The organism is Yersinia massiliensis, from assembly GCF_003048255.1.
Lineage (GTDB): Bacteria > Pseudomonadota > Gammaproteobacteria > Enterobacterales > Enterobacteriaceae > Yersinia > Yersinia massiliensis_A.
Genome location: NZ_CP028487.1, coordinates 3538991 through 3556519, shown reverse-complemented (window position 1 = coordinate 3556519; position 17529 = coordinate 3538991). Strand labels below are relative to the sequence as shown.

The window sequence follows — 17529 nt, the reverse complement described above, 5'->3', positions numbered from 1 at the left end:
AGGATTAAGAATGACTATTTTAGTTACTGGTGGTGCAGGATATATTGGCTCACATACAGTAATTACATTGTTAGAACAAGACGTAGATGTTATTGTTCTTGATAATTTAGTTAACTCATCAGTTGAGTCATTATCACGCGTGTCTAAAATTTGTGGACGAAAACCTATATTTTATCAAGGTGATGTTCTTGACCGTTCTTGTCTCAAGCATATTTTCTCAAAGCATAATATTGATTCAGTGATCCATTTTGCTGGTTTGAAATCTGTGGGTGAGTCTGTTGAAAAACCGATTGAATATTATCAAAATAATGTGACTGGTTCTCTTGTATTGCTTGAGGAAATGCTTGCCGCAAACGTAAATAAATTGATATTTAGCTCATCTGCAACTGTATATGGAGACCCTGAATTTGTTCCTCTAACAGAAAATGCGCGTATTGGCGGAACTACAAATCCTTATGGTTCATCTAAGGTTATGGTAGAAGAGATATTGAAAGATTTCTCATTAGCTAATCCGGATTTTTCCATAACGGCGTTACGATATTTTAATCCGGTAGGTGCTCATTCATCAGGTTTAATCGGCGAAGATCCTAATGGAAAACCTAGTAATTTATTGCCTATTGTCACGCAAGTTGCCATCGGTATATTATCTAAGCTAGTCATTTATGGTAATGACTATCCTACTATCGATGGCACGGGTGTCCGCGATTATATTCATGTCATGGACCTTGCTGAAGGGCATTTATGTGCACTTAACAAACTCAATGCTGGGTTCAATGCTTATAATCTTGGAACTGGTATTGGTTATTCTGTCCTGCAGGTAATTACAGAGTTTGAGCGCATAACTAGAAAAAAAATTCCTTTTGAAATAGCTGAGCGTCGGCCTGGTGACATTGCTGAATGCTGGGCAAGTTCTGCACTGGCGCATACCGAATTGGGTTGGAAAGCAAAACTGAATTTAACTGACATGCTTCAAGATGCTTGGCGCTGGCAAAGAATGAACCCAAATGGGTATGATTAATATTATTTTTCATAGTTGATATATTATTATTCCAATAGAAATGGATGAAATTAATGACTGGTAGATCTTCAGATAGTAAAGAATCGTCTTCTTTTGAGCATTGTTACTTATCTTCTAATAAAGATGAAATAGATCTTATAGAACTAGTTTCTATCATCTCTAAGTCATATAAGTTAATCTTTTTCATTACTTTTATTTTTGTTTTTATAGGCGCAGGGATTACATTTCTCATCCCTAAAAACTGGGTTAGCTCAGCAATGATTTATCCCTCTTCTGATATCCAATTTAGACAACTTCAAGCTGCAAATAATTCATTATTACAGTTGAATGTGGTTGATAACATTAGCAAAGACGATGTTTTTGACCAGCTAATAAGAAATTTGTCCGATCATGCTTTACTTCGGAGCTATTTGAGCACTAACAATGCTAATGCAGATGGGGATTTATCAATCACAAAAATAGTTACAGACAAAACAGATAAAATAGATAAAAAAATTACGACTCTCAATGGTAAGGGAGATGGTTTTATACTTAGCTATAATTCCACTAATAGTTCAAATGTAAAAAATAGTTTAACTGGCTATATTAATTATATTAATAATCAGGTAAATGAAAATATTAATCGTCATATCAACTTAATCGTAGAAACAGCCAAAAAAACAGCTGCTGAAGAGTATCAATTATCCTTCCAGATGGCACTTAATGAGCAGAAGGTTAGGATTCAGCGGTTAGAGTATGCAGTTTCTATAGCTAAAGCTGCAGGTTTAAAGAAGCCAACGCACGATGTATTTGAGACTTCAAATAATAGTAATGCTTATCCTATCTCATTGGGTTACGATGCGCTGAGTCGTCAATTAGAGATTGAAAAATCTATTACTGATCCTACTGCAGTTAATTTAGAATTGTTAAACCAAAAACTTTATCTTGATAGGATTATGGCACTTAAACCTATCTCTGTTGAAATCCAGAGTTTCAATTATTCACAGTCCCCTTCAGATCCGGTAGTTAAAAATGCCAATAAAAATCTCCTCGTAATAATTCTATTTGGTTTCGTTGGTTTTGTCGGAACCATTGGTTTTGTAATAATTCAACACTACGTACGAGAACGTAGAAATATGCGTTCAAGCATGCCTAAAGATTAACTTTTAAGTTTATGACAGTGGACTATTTAGTCCACTGTGTTGTTATATTGTTTCATTATGTATAACTATTTCCATTGCTCCATGTCACCTCGATTATAATTAATTATAAGTGAGATTATGCCTCTGTTCCTCTTCTTTATATGTGCTAAAATTCCTTATCTTGTCATTTCTACATTCCCATATTCATCATTATGAAATTTCCTGGTAAACGTAAATCCAAGCACTATTTTCCTGTCAACGCACGTGATCCCTTACTGCAACCGGCGCAGACTGAAAATGAAGTGAGCACATCTTACATCGTTGGCATTGACCAAACGTTAGTAGATATTGAAGCGAAGGTCGATGAAGGCTTTATCACCCGTTATGGTCTTAGCCAGGGGCATTCGTTAGTGATTGAGGATGATGTTGCTGAGCGTCTTTATCAAGAACTGATACGTAATGAGCTGATTACGCATGAATTTGCGGGAGGAACGATCGGGAATACGTTGCATAATTACTCTGTGCTTGCTGATGACCGTTCCATTCTATTGGGTACCATGTGCAGTAATATCAAGATTGGTAGCTATGCCTACCGCTATCTGTGTAATACCTCCAGCCGGACGGATTTGAATTATTTACAGGCAGTTGATGGCGCGATTGGCCGATGCTTTACGTTAATTACGGATAATGGTGAACGTACATTTGCTATTAGCCCCGGCCAAATGAATCAACTTCGTCCTGAAAGTATTCCGGAAGAGGTCATCGCGGGAGCATCTGCTTTGGTTTTGACGGCTTATTTAGTGCGTTGTAAGCCCGGTGAGCCGATGCCCGATGCCACTATGCAAGCAATCAGTTACGCGAAGAAATATGATGTTCCTGTCGTGATGACACTTGGTACTAAATATGTCATTGCAGATAATCCGCAGTGGTGGAGAGATTTCTTAAATGAGCATGTTTCCATCCTAGCCATGAATGAAGATGAGGCTTGTGAGCTGACTGGGCTTAATGATCCATTGATGGCTTCCGACATGGCGTTGGACTGGGTAGATTTGGTGCTTTGTACCGCGGGCCCTAATGGTCTTTATATGGCGGGTTATACCGAAGAGGCAAATAAGCGCCAGACTCAACATCCATTACTACCAGGTGAGATTGCAGAATTTAATCTGTACGAATTCAGTCGTGCGATGCGCAAAGCGCATTGCGATAATCCGCTGCGTATTTTCTCTCATATTGCTCCTTATATGGGGGGGCCAGAGAAAATAATGAACACTAATGGCGCGGGTGACGGTGCATTATCTGCGGTATTGCATGATATCGCTGCCAATGGCTATCATCGTAATAACGTGCCTAATTCCAGTAAACATGTCCGTCGCTACCTGAGTTATTCATCTTTGGCTCAAGTGTGTAAGTATGCAAATCGCGTCAGCTATCAGGTACTAAATCAGCATTCACCTCGCTTAACCCGTGGCTTACCTGAACGTGAAGACAGTTTGGAAGAATCGTACTGGGAGCGATAATCTTTAGCGATAAGTATTTAAGTAGAAAGCAGGGCCGGCATAGATTGCTGGCCCTGCTTGCTTATATCACCCGAAATAGTGTCTCTGGATATAAAAGAAATGCGGTTTAGATTGGGCAGACAGGGCGCTTATCTTCTTCCGTGAGTGTCTCTATTTTAAGCAAGTTCAACATACTATTGGCAATTTCACGTTCGCCCATAATGACTTGGTTTGCACCGCGATCTGAGATATAAACCACTTCATCGTCATAATGAGCGCGAGCAATTATCTCCAGATCGGGTCGCTTAATTCTGGCCGATGCAACAATTTCACCTGCTTCATAACCATTTGGGATAGTCAGCAATAACCAGCGTGCACAGTCTAATCGCGCCAACGACATAATATCGCTGCTCGCAGCATTGCCTAAGACGGCATTGATGCCTTGCTCACGCAGCGCTTCCACTCTTGGGCGAGAGTTCTCAATAACGACTAACGGGATGCCTTCAGCATGCAGTTTCGCTCCTAATAAGCTCCCTACGCGACCATAACCCACTAATAACGCGTGGTTGCACAGATCAACAGGGATCTGCTTTTCTTCCTCAACGGCTTCTTCCAGAATAAGATCCTCCATCGTTTCGCTCTTGGCTAAATATCTATCCAATAGTGTGAACAATAGTGGGTTGAGCATAATGGAGAGAATCGCGCCTGCTAGCACAAGATTACGGCCGTGTTCAGACATCAAGCCGAGTGAAATCCCCAGACCTGCCAGAATAAAAGCAAACTCGCCGATTTGTGCCAAGCTAACGGAAATGGTGAGTGCAGTACGTTTAGAGTGCCCAAACATCCGCACTAAGGCGAAAGCTATCGCTGACTTACCGAAGATGATGATAGCCAACGACGCCAATACAGCGAGTGGTTCACGGATCAAAATCATCGGATCGAACAACATACCGACTGACACGAAGAACAAGACGGCAAATGCATCACGTAGCGGTAAGGTGTCTTGTGCTGCGCGGTGGCTAAGCTCTGATTCATTCAGTACCATGCCAGCGAAGAAGGCACCTAGGGCAAAGGAGACATCAAATAGCCCGACGGCGCCGTAGGCGATACCTAGCGCTAAAACTAACACCGCCAGTGTAAACAGTTCCCGTGAGCCGGTACTGGCGGTTTTAGCCAGTATCCATGGTACAAGCCGGCGGCCGACAACAATCATCAACGTAATAAACGCGATGACTTTACCAATGGTGATGGCGAGCTCGGTGAATAAGTTGCCCAAACTAGTGGTTTCATTGCCCATGACACCCGCGAAAGCAGGTAATAGCACGAGTGTCAGTACCATTGCCAAATCTTCAACAATCAACCAGCCAATCGCAATCTGCCCTCGCTGGCTATCAATCAATTGCCGCTCCTCAAGCGCACGCAGCAATACCACGGTACTGGCTGTTGATAGACAAAGACCAAAAACAAATCCTGCCATCAAATCCCAGCCTAATACATGAGATAGTCCCATACCTAACAGGGTCGCAACGGCAATTTGAGCCACAGCGCCGGGGATGGCGATTGATTTTACTGCGAGGAGATCTTTAAGCGAAAAGTGAAGTCCGACACCAAACATCAACAAAATAACACCAATTTCAGCCAGTTCGGGTGCTAATGATGTATCTGCAACAAAACCTGGCGTGAATGGCCCGGCAAGCACCCCTGCGGCAAGGTATCCAACTAAAGGAGAGATACGCAGGCGGTGAGCCAGTGTGCCCAAGAGGAAGGCGAGAACAAGGCCTCCGACGATCGTGGTGATTAAGGGTGTTGAATGGTGCATCCAGACTCCTTCTAGTTATACCCGCCATCTTACTTATTGCAGACGTGTTGGCTGTATTCAATAACTCGAATCACTTTGCAGAGAAAGCGCTTCGGGACTTTTCGCTTGTTGACTTCCTGCATTGGGAAATATCTTGATGTAGACAGAGAAGTACGCATTTCATAGCAATAACATTAGTTTATTGCATTTATGCGATCAATGCGCGATAAAAATTCATTTTTTATCGATAAAAGTCTGCTTTGGCATGGAATTTGTTTGAAGCGGTTGTTTGTGAGGGATTTGCTCTTTTTGTCACGATTACACAGGGAAACCCCCCGACTGAAACACATGTCTCAGTCGGGATTATAAGATTTTTACTATTACTTATCTTCTATATTGGGCAATAAGGCAGTGAATATCCCCAGTAATGGTAAGAATGCACATATTTGATAGACCAGTTCAATACTGGTTAAATCAGCAACATACCCTAGTACAGCCGCACCTAAACCGCCCATACCGAAAGCAAAACCGAAGAATAGGCCGGATACCATGCCGACTTTCCCCGGAATAAGCTCCTGCGCATAGACCAGTATCGCAGAGAAGGCCGATGCGAGGATGACACCGATGATCACGGTTAAAATCCCCATCCAATACAAAGAAGCATGGGGCAAAATGAGGGTAAAGGGTGCAACACCTAAGATAGACCCCAAAATAACGTATTTCCGTCCTATGCGATCCCCTAGAGGGCCGCCAATAATGGTCCCAGCCGCAACTGCAAATAAGAATACAAATAAGTGTATTTGCGCGTTTTGTACCGAAACACCAAACTTATGCATCAAATAAAAGGTGTAATAGCTACTGATGCTAGTCAAATAGAAGTATTTAGAGAATATCAGCACCATCAAGACAATTAACGTCTTAATAACTGTCTTTTTAGGCAGCATTTTTGCCGATGAGACGTTTACGGTCTTCCCATGTGTGATTCGTTGCTGCTGTTGATACCATTTACTGACCTGCAACAATACGACAATCGCGAGCAATGCCGCGAGTGAAAACCAGCCGACATTACCTTTGCCATAAGGTGCAATAAGGATTGCGGCAAGCAAAGGGCCCAGTGCGCTACCGAAGTTGCCCCCGACTTGAAAAACAGATTGAGCCATGCCATGACGGCCACCGGACGCCATGCGAGCGACTCGCGATGATTCTGGGTGGAATACCGATGAACCGGTTCCTACCAACGCAGCAGCCAGTAACACCACGGGGAATGTTGTCGCGACAGCCAATAGCAAAATTCCCGACAGCGTAAACCCCATGCCAATTGGCAGGGAGTAGGGTTGCGGATGTTTGTCGGTATATAAGCCAATCAGCGGTTGGAGCATCGACGCTGTGAGCTGGTAGGTCAGAGTGATCAACCCAATCTGGGCAAAACTCAGTGAAAATTCGGCTTGCAATAGGGGATAAATCGCCAGAATCAACGATTGGATCATATCGTTGAGCAAGTGAGATACGCTGATCGCCCCCAAAATAGAGAAGGAGGTACGTTTTACTGATGTATTCACGAGTGGAGGAGGTGCGGTATCAGAACGATCGGTCATAGTGAGTATTCGCCTAATAATTTTCACTGTTAATAGTATGTTGGTAATGAATACATACTATGCAGATCTAAGGATTTTTACTACATCAGACACAATTTGATATATATTCCAGAGTTCTGAAATGTATCTATGCGCTACGGCACATCAATATGAGACTGATCACGGTATTACCTTGATTTTTCATGCTATTGCTATGCAATACACCAATTTTACTCATTGAGTTGGCACTTATTGAGCAGGTATTAACGACAATCTGGAGAGTTGCGATGCGTTTTTCATTATCTTCCACAGCCGGTGCTTTGGCTGTGTCGCTGGTGTTTGCACCTGGATGGGCTGCAGCCTGGGAAAAAGATAAAACTTACGAGATCACCATACTGCATACCAATGACCATCATGGGCACTTCTGGCAAAACGATCATGGTGAGTATGGTTTGGCGGCACAAAAAACACTGGTCGATAGTGTTCGTCAACAAGTGGCAGCGCAGGGGGGAAGCCTGCTATTACTCTCTGGTGGTGATATTAATACCGGCGTACCAGAATCCGATTTACAAGATGCAGAACCTGATTTCCGCGGTATGAATTTAGTCGGCTATGATGCAATGGCTATCGGCAACCATGAATTTGATAATCCGCTGAGTGTGTTACGTCAGCAAGAAAAGTGGGCCACCTTCCCGTTACTCTCTGCCAATATCTATCAGAAAAGCACTCAACAGCGCTTGTTTAAGCCATATGCTCTGTTCGATAAGCAAGGCGTCAAAATTGCAGTGATTGGCTTGACCACGGATGATACCGCCAAGATCGGTAATCCCGAGTATTTCACTGACATTGAATTTCGTGTCCCCGCAGTTGAAGCAAAGCAAGTTGTTGAGCAACTGAGAAAGGCTGAGAAGCCTGACATTATTATTGCGGCAACTCATATGGGGCATTATGACGATGGAAAGCATGGTTCTAACGCGCCGGGTGATGTCGAGATGGCTCGCAGCTTACCGGCTGGCTATTTGGATATGATTGTGGGTGGTCACTCACAAGACCCTGTGTGCATGGCTAGCGAGAACCACAAGCAGGCTGACTATGTTCCCGGTACGCCTTGTGCACCAGATCGTCAGAATGGGACTTGGATTGTACAGGCCCATGAGTGGGGTAAATATGTCGGTCGCGCTGATTTTACTTTCCGCAATGGCGAATTGAAATTGGTCAGCTATCAGTTAATCCCAATCAACTTAAAGAAGAAAGTTGAAAAGGCTGATGGCACGAGCGAACGTGTTTTGTATACACAAGAGATTGCCCAAGACCCATCAATGCTCAAATTGCTGACCCCATTTGAGGAGCAGGGCAAGGCGCAGTTGGATGTTAAAGTGGGCAGTGTGAAAGGCAAACTTGAAGGTGATCGCAGTAAAGTTCGCTTCGAGCAGACCAATCTGGCGCGAGTACTTTTAGCTGCGCAAATGGAACGAGCAGGCGCTGACTTCGCCGTAATGAGTGGTGGTGGTGTTCGTGACTCTATCGAATCAGGGGACATTACCTATAAAGATGTGCTCAAGGTGCAGCCATTTGGGAACACATTGGTCTATGCCGATATGAAAGGCAGTGAGGTTGAAAAATACTTAGCGGTTGTGGCCAATAAAAAAGTAGATTCAGGGGCTTATGCGCAATTTGCTAATGTGAGTTTGGTTGCTGATGGTCACGGTGTCAGTGGGGTGAAAATACAGGGAAAACCATTAGAGCCGAATAAAACCTATCGTTTGGCAACATTGAATTTCAATGCGTTAGGCGGTGATGGCTATCCGAAAATTGATACGCTACCAGGCTATGTCAACACTGGTTTTATCGATGCTGAAGTGCTCAAGCAATACATTGAAAAGCACTCACCGCTAGATGCCAGCCAATATCAACCGAAAGGCGAGATTGTGTATAAGTAAGTCTCATCTAGAAGCCTCCATCAATGGGTGGGGGCTTCTGACAATGAAGTTCTGCCATGTCGTGTCATCGGTGCAATTTGGCGCGGCGAGGCTATCAATAAATCAATCCCGTTTGGCGATATCAGCAAAAACACCTTGTAATAAGCGACATAAATCCACAGCCGTTAATTCAATGTCTAATCCCCGTTTGCCACCCGAAACAAAAATAGTGTCATATTCTTGAGCTTGAGTATCAATCACCGTAGGTAAGCGTTTTTTCTGCCCTAATGGACTGATACCGCCGACTAAATAACCGGTGGTTCGTTGTGCTAATTGCGGGTCAGCCATATCCGCCTTTTTCGCTCCTAGTGCTCGCGCCACTTTCTTGAGGTCAAGCTGAGTTGCCACTGGGGTAACAGCGACAGCCAAGTTTTTGGCGTCACCATTTAACGCGACCAGCAATGTCTTATAGACCTGCTCCGCATTTAAGCCCAATTTCTTAACGGCTTCATCACCAAAATTGGTTTCAGCTGCGTCGTGATGATAGGGGTGCAGCGTGAAAGGAACTTTTTGTTTTTCCAGCAAAACAACAGCAGGTGTCATAGTAAAGGTCCGATTAAAAATGAAGATTAATTCAGCTAAATTATGCTACACGCAACGATGGGATGCGTATCAAATTAACCGAAGGAAATCAGCGTGATGGTCGTGAGGTCAGCAAGTTATCGCGAATGTCAGTTGCTAATCTAATCATCAGGTTGCTACCCTATACTTGCTGCTCATCATATCCGCAAGGTATGTGAGCGCTTAATAACTAAAATAACGAAAATTCCTCTTTGACTGGCCGATAGCGATATCGGCCATTTTTTTCGGTCACTTTTGATTAGTGATGGTCGGTTTTAATAATTCAGGCAGGTTCCCCTCGCCATATAAATGTAATGCGCCGACGGCAACCACATAGCGCCCAGACGGTAACTGTTCAAGCAGCTGTTGCCAGCGTTTGTTTCGTTGAATCATCAACACATCATAGAGATGCTGGCTAAAAGTCGGGGCCAGCGTGGTTAAGTCTGTAGCCGGATGATGCTCCAACCACCAGCCCATCATGGTTTGTAATAAACGGGCATTAGTGTGCCAATGGGTCAGGGTATCAAGCAGTAAAGACATGCCGTTGTCAGGTAATGCCTCGAGTAAATCGAGTTGCATTTGTGTCCCTTCTAATTCAATGACTTTTTTCTCTTGCGCTGCTGCCGCTTTCAATAATTGATAATCGATACCATATTCTCCCCGCAATCCCAATCGTTGTGCCTGACGAGCTTGAAGCATCAAGGCAACTTGCCATGCGGGCAGAAAGGCCATGGTAAGCGGGTCATTACCCATCTCTTCGCAACGCTGTAATAATTGCAGATAGTGCTCCTCGGGTAATCGGTCAACCAATGGCTCAACAAGAGTATCCTGACCAAAAGAGGGGGCGGCTTCGGTGATATCAGCTTCAACAATGAGTGCATCAGCCTGATTTAATTTATTGAGCAAATCGTGGGGAAGGGGAAACATGCCATCTGTTCCCATATGGATGCTGCCGACCATATGAAAGTGGCGCTCGCCGGGTAACGTGATATCCAGCGCAGGATAGCGGTAAGTTGCCGGTGCAGCCATTCCTAGAAATGCCGCAATACGGCGTAATAACTGGCCCATATCATTCCTTTTTTCGCATTTCCTCCTATGCTATACCCTTCTGACTTGAAATGAATAACGTTAAATGGCGCACAAAACTGTATTGTGCGCCATCAGGTTATCGAAAAAGATTACTGTTTGGGCTTGTAACGTAATAAACGGTTAGCATTGCTGACAACAGTGATAGACGATAATGCCATCGCCGCGCCGGCGACTACAGGGCTGAGTAATGTACCGGTGAACGGGAATAAAATACCCGCAGCAATCGGAATACCCAGTGCGTTGTAGAAAAATGCACCCAGTAGGTTTTGTTTCATATTCCGCAATGTTGCTTTGGAAAGCTCAACGGCATCTGCCACTCCGTGCAGGCTATGACGCATCAGGGTGATAGCCGCAGTTTCAATGGCAATATCACTCCCTCCTCCCATGGCAATCCCAACATCTGCTTGTGCCAGTGCTGGCGCATCATTGATGCCATCGCCAATCATCGCCACTTTATGTCCAGCAGCTTGCAGCTGTTTGATAGCCTCGGCTTTTCCATCGGGTAATACGCCAGCAATGACCTGATCAATACCCGCTTCTTTCGCGATTGCATTGGCCGTTATCGGGTTATCACCGGTTAGCATCACCAGACTGTAACCTAGCGAATGCAGCCTTTGTAGCGCACTGACACTGTCACTGCGCAGTGGATCGCGAATCGACAGCAAAGCCGCTGGCTGACCACTAGCGGTTAGAATCACTGGTGTCGCGCCACTTTCAGCTTGTTGCTGCATCAGCGATTGCAACTCGTGGGTATCAATCTGTTGCTCTTCCAGCAGACGATTATTCCCCAGTAGCAGCGGAATACCATCAACCTCGCCACTGACACCCAAGCCACGCAAAGTGCGGAATTGGCTGATGCTTGGTAGTGTCATCCCATCGGCGCGCTGCAAAATAGCGCGAGCCAATGGGTGATTAGAGCCCGTTTCCAGCGCCGCAGCCCATGTCAGCGCTTGCTGTTCGCTCACGCCATTGAAGGTATGAATAGCGACGACTTGCGGATGCCCTTCGGTCAGGGTGCCCGTTTTGTCGAATACCAAAGTATCAAGGTTGCTTGCTTGCTGCAACGCATCAGCGTCTCGGACCAAAACGCCAAATTCGGCTGCTCGACCCACACCCGAAATAATCGACATCGGTGTTGCGAGACCCAGTGCGCAAGGGCAGGCGATAATCAGCACCGTGGTCGCGACAACCAATGTGTAGACCAGTTGCGGTTGTGGACCAAAGAAATACCAGATCAACCCCGCGAACACGGCAATAGCAACCACGGTGGGAACAAAGACTGCCGAGATCCTATCCGCCAATTTACCGATCTCAGGCTTGCTGCTTTGTGCTTGGCGAACCAGTTTGATAATGCGCGCCAAGGTGGTTTGACTGCCGATGGCATTGGCACGAAATACCACTGATCCGTCTTGTACTTGCGTGCCGGCATGAACCACATCACCGGCTGATTTTTGTTGCGGGATAGGTTCACCGGTCAGCATGGCTTCATCCATCCACACTTCCCCTTGCACAATCTCGCCATCAACCGGCACACGGTCACCCGTGGTCAAACGTAAAGTCATTCCCAATTGGACATCGGCCAGTGGGATCACTTTTTCACCTTCATCCGTTACTAATCTTGCTGTCGGCGGCGCAAGGTCTAACAGCCGCTCGAGTGCATTGGATGAGCGTTGTCTGGCCCGTTGCTCCATCGCATGACCGAGGTTAATCAACCCGATAATCATGGCGCTGGCTTCGTAATAAAGATGACGAGCTTCCATCGGGAAAACATCCGGCCAGATATTCACCGTGATGGAATAAACCCACGCCGCACCAGTCCCTAACGCCACTAAGGTATCCATGGTGGCGCTGCCGTTTTTCAGGCTAACCCAAGCATTCCGATAAAAGTGGCCGCCGGCAAATATCATCACCAGCAGAGTAATGATCCCCACAATCAACCAGGGTGTTTGGGTTTCTGGTGTCAGTGTCATACTGCCACCAAAAAGTCCCCAGCCCATCAATGGGATACCTAATAGCAGACCCAGTGCGGCTTGCCACTGGAAGCGCTTCATGCTGTCGTGCGACATTTGTTGCTGGCGCTCGCGTCGCTCTGTTTCGTCCTCGATGATCTCCGCACCATAACCGGCATTTTTAACCGCGGCGATTAAGGCATCATTGCTGGGATGACCGGTGACTAAAGCACTACGTTCAGCCAGATTGACCCGAGCCACCTCGACACCATCAACGCCTTCTAACGCATGTTGCACTTTGGATACGCAGCTGGCACAGCTCATCCCTGTCAGTAATAATTGGACACTATCGCTATCTGTTGCCGGAATGGTCGAAGAGGCCGCTGCCTGATATTCCGGCTGAGATTGGGCTGAGTGAGTCAGCGGCTCAGTTTTTGGGGATTGTTCCCCTTGCAGGGTTGCGTGGTAACCTGCCTGTTCCACCGCCTCAATGAGCGTTTGTGCGTCAACTTTACCGTATATTTTAGCGCTATCGAGCGTCACGTCAGCGGCAATCACACCGGGAACCGCCTCCAGTGCTTTACGAGTACTCTCGGTACAATGTCCGCAACTCAACCCTGAAAGTTGTAGCTCGACATCCGGAGCCTGAGCTTCTTGCGCTTCATAACCGGCTTGCTGAACAGTTTCGATCAGCGTTTTAGTCTCCGCTTCACCAGTCACTTTAGCGTAGTGAACGTTCACTTCAGCATGATGAACATCTTCACGACTTTCTAATGCCGTTTTGACGCGTTTAGCACAATTCATACAGGAAAGCCCGTTTAAGGCCAGCACTGTGGTTTGCAACATAATCAACTCCTTATCGAGTAGTCACTTATCCGTACATTCGTCGGGATAAGTTTAGTCGGGATTCTCGGTCACATTTCGCTCGGGTCGTCAGTAAGGCGACCGACACGACAGCTCTCGTTGTACAGATTTTATTCCGCTTGACTCATCGTGTTATTTTCACTAATTATGGAGGTTAAACCTTCCAGCAAGGGGAAGGTCAAGGGGGAAATATGAACATTAGCGATGTCGCAAAAAAAACGGGCTTAACCAGCAAAGCCATCCGTTTTTATGAAGAAAAAAAACTGGTGACACCGCCTATTCGCACCGATAACGGTTACCGCAGCTACAGCGCCAAACATATTGAAGAGTTAACGCTATTGCGTCAGGCACGGCAGGTTGGCTTCACTTTGGATGAATGTCGTGAGCTGTTGGCATTATTTCATAATCCGGCCAGACACAGTGCAGATGTTAAAGCCGCGACGTTACTCAAAGTAGCGGAAATCGAGCAGCATATTAATGATCTTAATCAGATGCGATTGCGGTTACTTGCGTTGGCGGAAAGCTGCCCAGGGGATGAAGGGGCCGATTGCCCGATTATCAATAATCTGGCGGGATGTTGTCATACTATCGATCATAACCACACTATCGATCATCGCCACACGACCGATCATTGCGACACTGCCGATCATTGTCACGCGACCGATAAATAGAAAGCAGGGACACCAAAAAGAGTAAAGGCGTATTCAGATAAATACGCCTTTATATTGGCCGGTCTACTCTTGATATGTCTTTATCGCTATCAACGTAATAGCAATAAATCAGTGACGAACTTCGCGGACATGCAAAGTATTGCCTTCCACTAATATCACTTCAACTTCAGTGCCGGCACTTAATTCATTGGCGCAATAAATACGCCAGCTACTGTCACCGACTCTCATTCTGCCATAACCATCAACAGTGGGTTCCGTCAATGTTGCTCGTGTTCCCAATAATTGATGATTACGCTGGTTGAGCATCGCGGGCTGCGGCTTGATACGTTTACTGAGCCAATACCACCACAGGAAGGCAGCGACCACGGTCAGGACGGAAAACAGCACACCTTGCATTTCCCAGCTAAAAGGAAATAGCCAGACCAAGATGCCGACCACCACGGCGGCAACACCGCTCCACAGCATATAGCCACTGGCGCCGAGCATCTCAGCGGCTAGAAGTAGTCCGCCGAGTGATAGCCAGAACCAGTTAGGATTTGCTGCAATTTCCTCCAGCATGGTTATTTACCTCGGCTGTTTTTACTCTCACCAATCAATTCTGCAATACCACCGATAGCGCCCATCAGGTTGCTCGCTTCCAGCGGCATCATAATAACTTTGCTGTTATTGGCAGAGCCAATATGTTGCAATGCATCGGTATATTTCTGTGCCACGAAGTAGTTAATGGCTTGAATATCACCGGCCGCGATGGCTTCAGAAACCATTTTGGTGGCTTGTGCTTCAGCTTCTGCCGCACGCTCACGCGCTTCTGCCTGTAAGAAGGCAGATTGACGCTCACCTTCAGCTTTCAGAATTTGTGACTGCTTTTCACCTTCAGCACGCAAAATAGCGGCCTGACGAACCCCTTCCGCTTCCAGAATATCAGCACGCTTAGTACGTTCAGCTTTCATCTGCGCGTTCATCGCGGAAATCAATTCAGTTGGTGGGCGCACATCGCGGATTTCAATACGGGTGATTTTGATGCCCCACGGGTTAGTGGCTTCATCGACGATATGCAGCAGGCGGCTGTTGATATTGTCACGCTGAGACAACATTTCATCCAACTCCATCGAGCCAAGCACCGTACGGAAGTTGGTCATGGTCAGATTGACGATAGCCAGTTCCAAGTTGCTCACTTCATACGCGGCTTTTACGGGGTCAATGACTTGGATAAAGCAAACCGCATCGATAGCCACATTGGCGTTATCGCGAGAAATGATCTCTTGAGATGGGATGTCCAGCACCTGCTCCATCATATTGATTTTGCGACCAATACGATCCATAAATGGCACAACGATATTCAAGCCTGGCATCAGCGTTTTGGTATAACGGCCAAAACGTTCAACAGTCCACTGAAAACCTTGTGGAACGATTTTGATTGAGGAAAATACCACAATCAGGGCGACGACGATTAGAACAGGGATAACTGTAAACATATTTAACTTCCTGTCAGCAATGATTTTTGTTTCTTAATATTACGTGACGGGTCGCTAAATGCCTACTTAAAGGGAGGTAAAAGCGTGTAAATGAGAGAAAACTCGGCTGAATTAGAATAAAACAGCGCGGGATGGCCCCGCGCAGGAATAAATAAAGAAATGGCCAATCAGAATATGGCGATAAACAGTGGCGTTAATTAACGTTTAGGGATTAACGTCCGCGATCAATACAGCAATGAATAAAGTTGGCGGCGATATTTGGCGGCCAGTGCATCACCGGTGCCTAATGCGGCCAAAATATCCATTAAAGTCTTACGTGCTGTACCATTAGCCGCAGCCAAATCTTTTTTCAGATGGCCGAGTAATAATTCCAGTGCTTCTTCGTTCCGCCCGACCTGATGAAGCTGCAAGGATAACTGGACAGCTAGTTCAACGTTATCTGGCTGCTCTGCTAGCTGTTGCTGTAATTGCTGAATCTCAGGCGTGTCAGCGGCTTGTTTCAGCAACTCAATCTGAGCAACCAACCCTTGATAGCGTGTATCTCGGTCTTGCAAGGGAATAGTGGCTAAAACGGCTTCCGCTTCTTCACTGCGGTTTAATTGAATCTGCGCATCAGCCAATTGCAGGCCAATTTCACTGTTTTGCCCGCTTAACGTCCAGGCCTCTTTTAGCAGTGGCAGCGCATCTTGTACTTTACCTTCGCTCATCAATTGCGCCGCTTCTGCGGCTTTCAACTCTTCAGGTTTTGGTAGCACCTTCTGCAGCAGTTCGCGGATAACCTCTTCCGGTTGCGGCCCTTGGAAACCATCGACCGGCTGGCCATCTTTAAAGAGATAAACTGCTGGAATAGAGCGCAGGCCAAACTGAGAGGCCACCATCTGTTGTGCGTCACAATCGACACGAGCCAGAATAAATTGACCCGCATATTCCGCGGCCAGTTTATCCAGTACTGGGGTTAATTGCAGGCAATGTTGGCTGCGCTCAGACCAAAAGTAGAACAGCACTGGTACAGTCATGGACTGTTCTAAGGTTTGATGTAGGTTCGCTTCAGTAATATCAATCGTAATGGGTGCTAGCATAATTATTTCTCTCATCCGTTTTAGCAATAGATGGGGGCAGATTATCGTGCTTCAACCCCAGCTATTTGAGATAGCGCTTAAGCGTTGCCACGCAAGACTTTATCTAACATTCGTCCCGGTAATAGGCGGCGCAGAATGGTCAATGCATGGGCGACCAAGGTGACTGGATAACGCAGTTGCGGACGCGGGCTTTCCAGCGCATGGCGTAATTTAGGCAGTATGGCTTCCGGTGGTAGCGTAAATCGCTTCGCAATACCCGGATTATTGACGGGCTTATTGGCCTCAGCCTGATTCACATTTTGCGTGAAATGGGTGCTGATAGGGCCAGGTTCGATCAGGCTGACATGAATTCCACTGTCATGTAGTTCCATGCGTAGTGCGTCCGACCATGCTTCGAGTGCATATTTGCTGGCGGCGTATGCGCCGCGACCTGCGGTTGACACTAACCCCATAACGGAGCTGGTTTGAATAATACGCCCTTCTCCGTGGGGCAACATCGCCGGTAACAGTAATTGTGTTAGCTGGTGGGTACCAAACAAATTAGTGGAGAATTGCTGTTCTAACTGCTGGCGAGAAATGGTCTGCAATGGGCCATACAGGCCAAAACCACCATTGTTAAACAGGCCATATAAACGCCCGTTCGTCAGCGTGATAACCTGCGCGGCAGCCCGCTCAACACTGGTACTGTCATCCAAATCTAGCTCAATACCTTCCAGCCCTAACTGTGCCATCTTGGCGACGTCATCGGGTTTACGGCAGGCAGCCAGTACGCGATAACCTCTATTTTTCAAATCTTGCGCTGCGACCAGACCTATGCCACTGGAACAACCGGTAATTAATACAGCTTTTTGCATA

14 protein-coding genes are annotated in these 17529 nt (G+C 46.1%); 5 read left to right on the top strand and 9 right to left on the bottom strand.

All coding sequences use genetic code 11. From position 1 onward, the window contains the following. Positions 1-10: 10 nt before the first annotated feature. The 3 genes from galE (at position 11) to DA391_RS16640 (ending at position 3656) form a co-directional block, all read left to right on the top strand. Positions 11-1018, top strand: a complete 1008-nt coding sequence (gene galE / locus DA391_RS16650; protein WP_050082655.1) for a UDP-glucose 4-epimerase GalE — start codon at positions 11-13, stop codon at positions 1016-1018. 44 nt (positions 1019-1062) lie between these two features. Then, positions 1063-2160, top strand: coding sequence for a Wzz/FepE/Etk N-terminal domain-containing protein (locus DA391_RS16645; RefSeq protein WP_159074576.1), 1098 nt, complete (start codon positions 1063-1065; stop codon positions 2158-2160). Positions 2161-2351: 191 nt separating this feature from the next. Beyond that, positions 2352-3656 carry an inosine/guanosine kinase gene (locus tag DA391_RS16640; RefSeq protein ID WP_050082656.1) on the top strand — a complete coding sequence of 435 codons (1305 nt, stop codon included), beginning with the start codon at positions 2352-2354 and terminating at the stop codon, positions 3654-3656. Positions 3657-3762: 106 nt separating this feature from the next. Here the strand turns inward: DA391_RS16640 and ybaL are convergent, their stop codons facing one another. Together ybaL and DA391_RS16630 are read right to left on the bottom strand one after the other, a co-directional pair. Beyond that, positions 3763-5454 (bottom strand): YbaL family putative K(+) efflux transporter, encoded by a 1692-nt coding sequence (gene ybaL, locus DA391_RS16635; RefSeq protein ID WP_050873590.1) that lies wholly within the window; start codon positions 5452-5454, stop codon positions 3763-3765. 359 nt (positions 5455-5813) lie between these two features. Beyond that, on the bottom strand, positions 5814-7028 hold the full coding sequence (locus DA391_RS16630; protein WP_108088003.1) for an MFS transporter: 1215 nt from the start codon (positions 7026-7028) through the stop codon (positions 5814-5816). A 266-nt stretch (positions 7029-7294) separates the two neighbouring features. On the opposite strand from DA391_RS16630, the gene ushA reads away from it, so the two are divergent. Then, positions 7295-8947, top strand: coding sequence for a bifunctional UDP-sugar hydrolase/5'-nucleotidase UshA (gene ushA, locus DA391_RS16625; protein WP_050082660.1), 1653 nt, complete (start codon positions 7295-7297; stop codon positions 8945-8947). 102 nt (positions 8948-9049) lie between these two features. Here ushA and ybaK read toward each other — a convergent pair whose 3' ends face one another. From ybaK to copA, 3 genes are all read right to left on the bottom strand, one after another. Next, a complete protein-coding gene (ybaK, locus tag DA391_RS16620; protein WP_050873586.1) occupies positions 9050-9529 on the bottom strand; it encodes a Cys-tRNA(Pro)/Cys-tRNA(Cys) deacylase YbaK in 480 nt (159 codons plus the stop codon). Positions 9530-9796: 267 nt separating this feature from the next. Beyond that, entirely contained in the window at positions 9797-10615 is an 819-nt protein-coding gene (locus DA391_RS16615) for a TraB/GumN family protein (RefSeq protein WP_050082662.1), read from the bottom strand. Positions 10616-10725: 110 nt separating this feature from the next. Beyond that, complete coding sequence (gene copA / locus DA391_RS16610) at positions 10726-13431, bottom strand: copper-exporting P-type ATPase CopA (protein ID WP_050873585.1); 2706 nt, start codon at positions 13429-13431, stop codon at positions 10726-10728. Positions 13432-13640: 209 nt separating this feature from the next. Between copA and cueR the strand changes: the two genes are divergently transcribed. After that, positions 13641-14120: a Cu(I)-responsive transcriptional regulator gene (cueR, locus tag DA391_RS16605; RefSeq protein ID WP_050082666.1), complete on the top strand. Its 480-nt coding sequence runs from the start codon at positions 13641-13643 to the stop codon at positions 14118-14120. Between the two features lie 108 nt (positions 14121-14228). Here cueR and DA391_RS16600 read toward each other — a convergent pair whose 3' ends face one another. The 4 genes from DA391_RS16600 to DA391_RS16585 all read right to left on the bottom strand — a co-directional run bounded on the left by DA391_RS16600 (position 14229) and on the right by DA391_RS16585 (position 17528). Further along, positions 14229-14678 carry an NfeD family protein gene (locus DA391_RS16600; protein WP_049605767.1) on the bottom strand — a complete coding sequence of 150 codons (450 nt, stop codon included), beginning with the start codon at positions 14676-14678 and terminating at the stop codon, positions 14229-14231. Positions 14679-14680: 2 nt separating this feature from the next. Further along, on the bottom strand, positions 14681-15595 hold the full coding sequence (locus tag DA391_RS16595; RefSeq protein WP_005158246.1) for an SPFH domain-containing protein: 915 nt from the start codon (positions 15593-15595) through the stop codon (positions 14681-14683). A gap of 224 nt (positions 15596-15819) precedes the next feature. Beyond that, positions 15820-16674 carry a co-chaperone YbbN gene (locus DA391_RS16590; RefSeq protein ID WP_050082668.1) on the bottom strand — a complete coding sequence of 285 codons (855 nt, stop codon included), beginning with the start codon at positions 16672-16674 and terminating at the stop codon, positions 15820-15822. Positions 16675-16751: 77 nt separating this feature from the next. Continuing rightward, positions 16752-17528 (bottom strand): SDR family oxidoreductase, encoded by a 777-nt coding sequence (locus DA391_RS16585; RefSeq protein WP_050286513.1) that lies wholly within the window; start codon positions 17526-17528, stop codon positions 16752-16754. Position 17529: the final 1 nt, after the last annotated feature.

Bases quoted from the DNA above. Each gene is read 5' to 3' on its own strand.
- galE (WP_050082655.1), top strand. From the start codon at position 11: ATGACTATTTTAGTTACTGGTGGTGCAGGATATATTGGCTCACATACA.
- DA391_RS16645 (WP_159074576.1), top strand. From the start codon at position 1,063: ATGAAATTAATGACTGGTAGATCTTCAGATAGTAAAGAATCGTCTTCT.
- DA391_RS16640 (WP_050082656.1), top strand. From the start codon at position 2,352: ATGAAATTTCCTGGTAAACGTAAATCCAAGCACTATTTTCCTGTCAAC.
- ybaL (WP_050873590.1), bottom strand. From the start codon at position 5,454: ATGCACCATTCAACACCCTTAATCACCACGATCGTCGGAGGCCTTGTT.
- DA391_RS16630 (WP_108088003.1), bottom strand. From the start codon at position 7,028: ATGACCGATCGTTCTGATACCGCACCTCCTCCACTCGTGAATACATCA.
- ushA (WP_050082660.1), top strand. From the start codon at position 7,295: ATGCGTTTTTCATTATCTTCCACAGCCGGTGCTTTGGCTGTGTCGCTG.
- ybaK (WP_050873586.1), bottom strand. From the start codon at position 9,529: ATGACACCTGCTGTTGTTTTGCTGGAAAAACAAAAAGTTCCTTTCACG.
- DA391_RS16615 (WP_050082662.1), bottom strand. From the start codon at position 10,615: ATGGGCCAGTTATTACGCCGTATTGCGGCATTTCTAGGAATGGCTGCA.
- copA (WP_050873585.1), bottom strand. From the start codon at position 13,431: ATGTTGCAAACCACAGTGCTGGCCTTAAACGGGCTTTCCTGTATGAAT.
- cueR (WP_050082666.1), top strand. From the start codon at position 13,641: ATGAACATTAGCGATGTCGCAAAAAAAACGGGCTTAACCAGCAAAGCC.
- DA391_RS16600 (WP_049605767.1), bottom strand. From the start codon at position 14,678: ATGCTGGAGGAAATTGCAGCAAATCCTAACTGGTTCTGGCTATCACTC.
- DA391_RS16595 (WP_005158246.1), bottom strand. From the start codon at position 15,595: ATGTTTACAGTTATCCCTGTTCTAATCGTCGTCGCCCTGATTGTGGTA.
- DA391_RS16590 (WP_050082668.1), bottom strand. From the start codon at position 16,674: ATGCTAGCACCCATTACGATTGATATTACTGAAGCGAACCTACATCAA.
- DA391_RS16585 (WP_050286513.1), bottom strand. From the start codon at position 17,528: ATGCAAAAAGCTGTATTAATTACCGGTTGTTCCAGTGGCATAGGTCTG.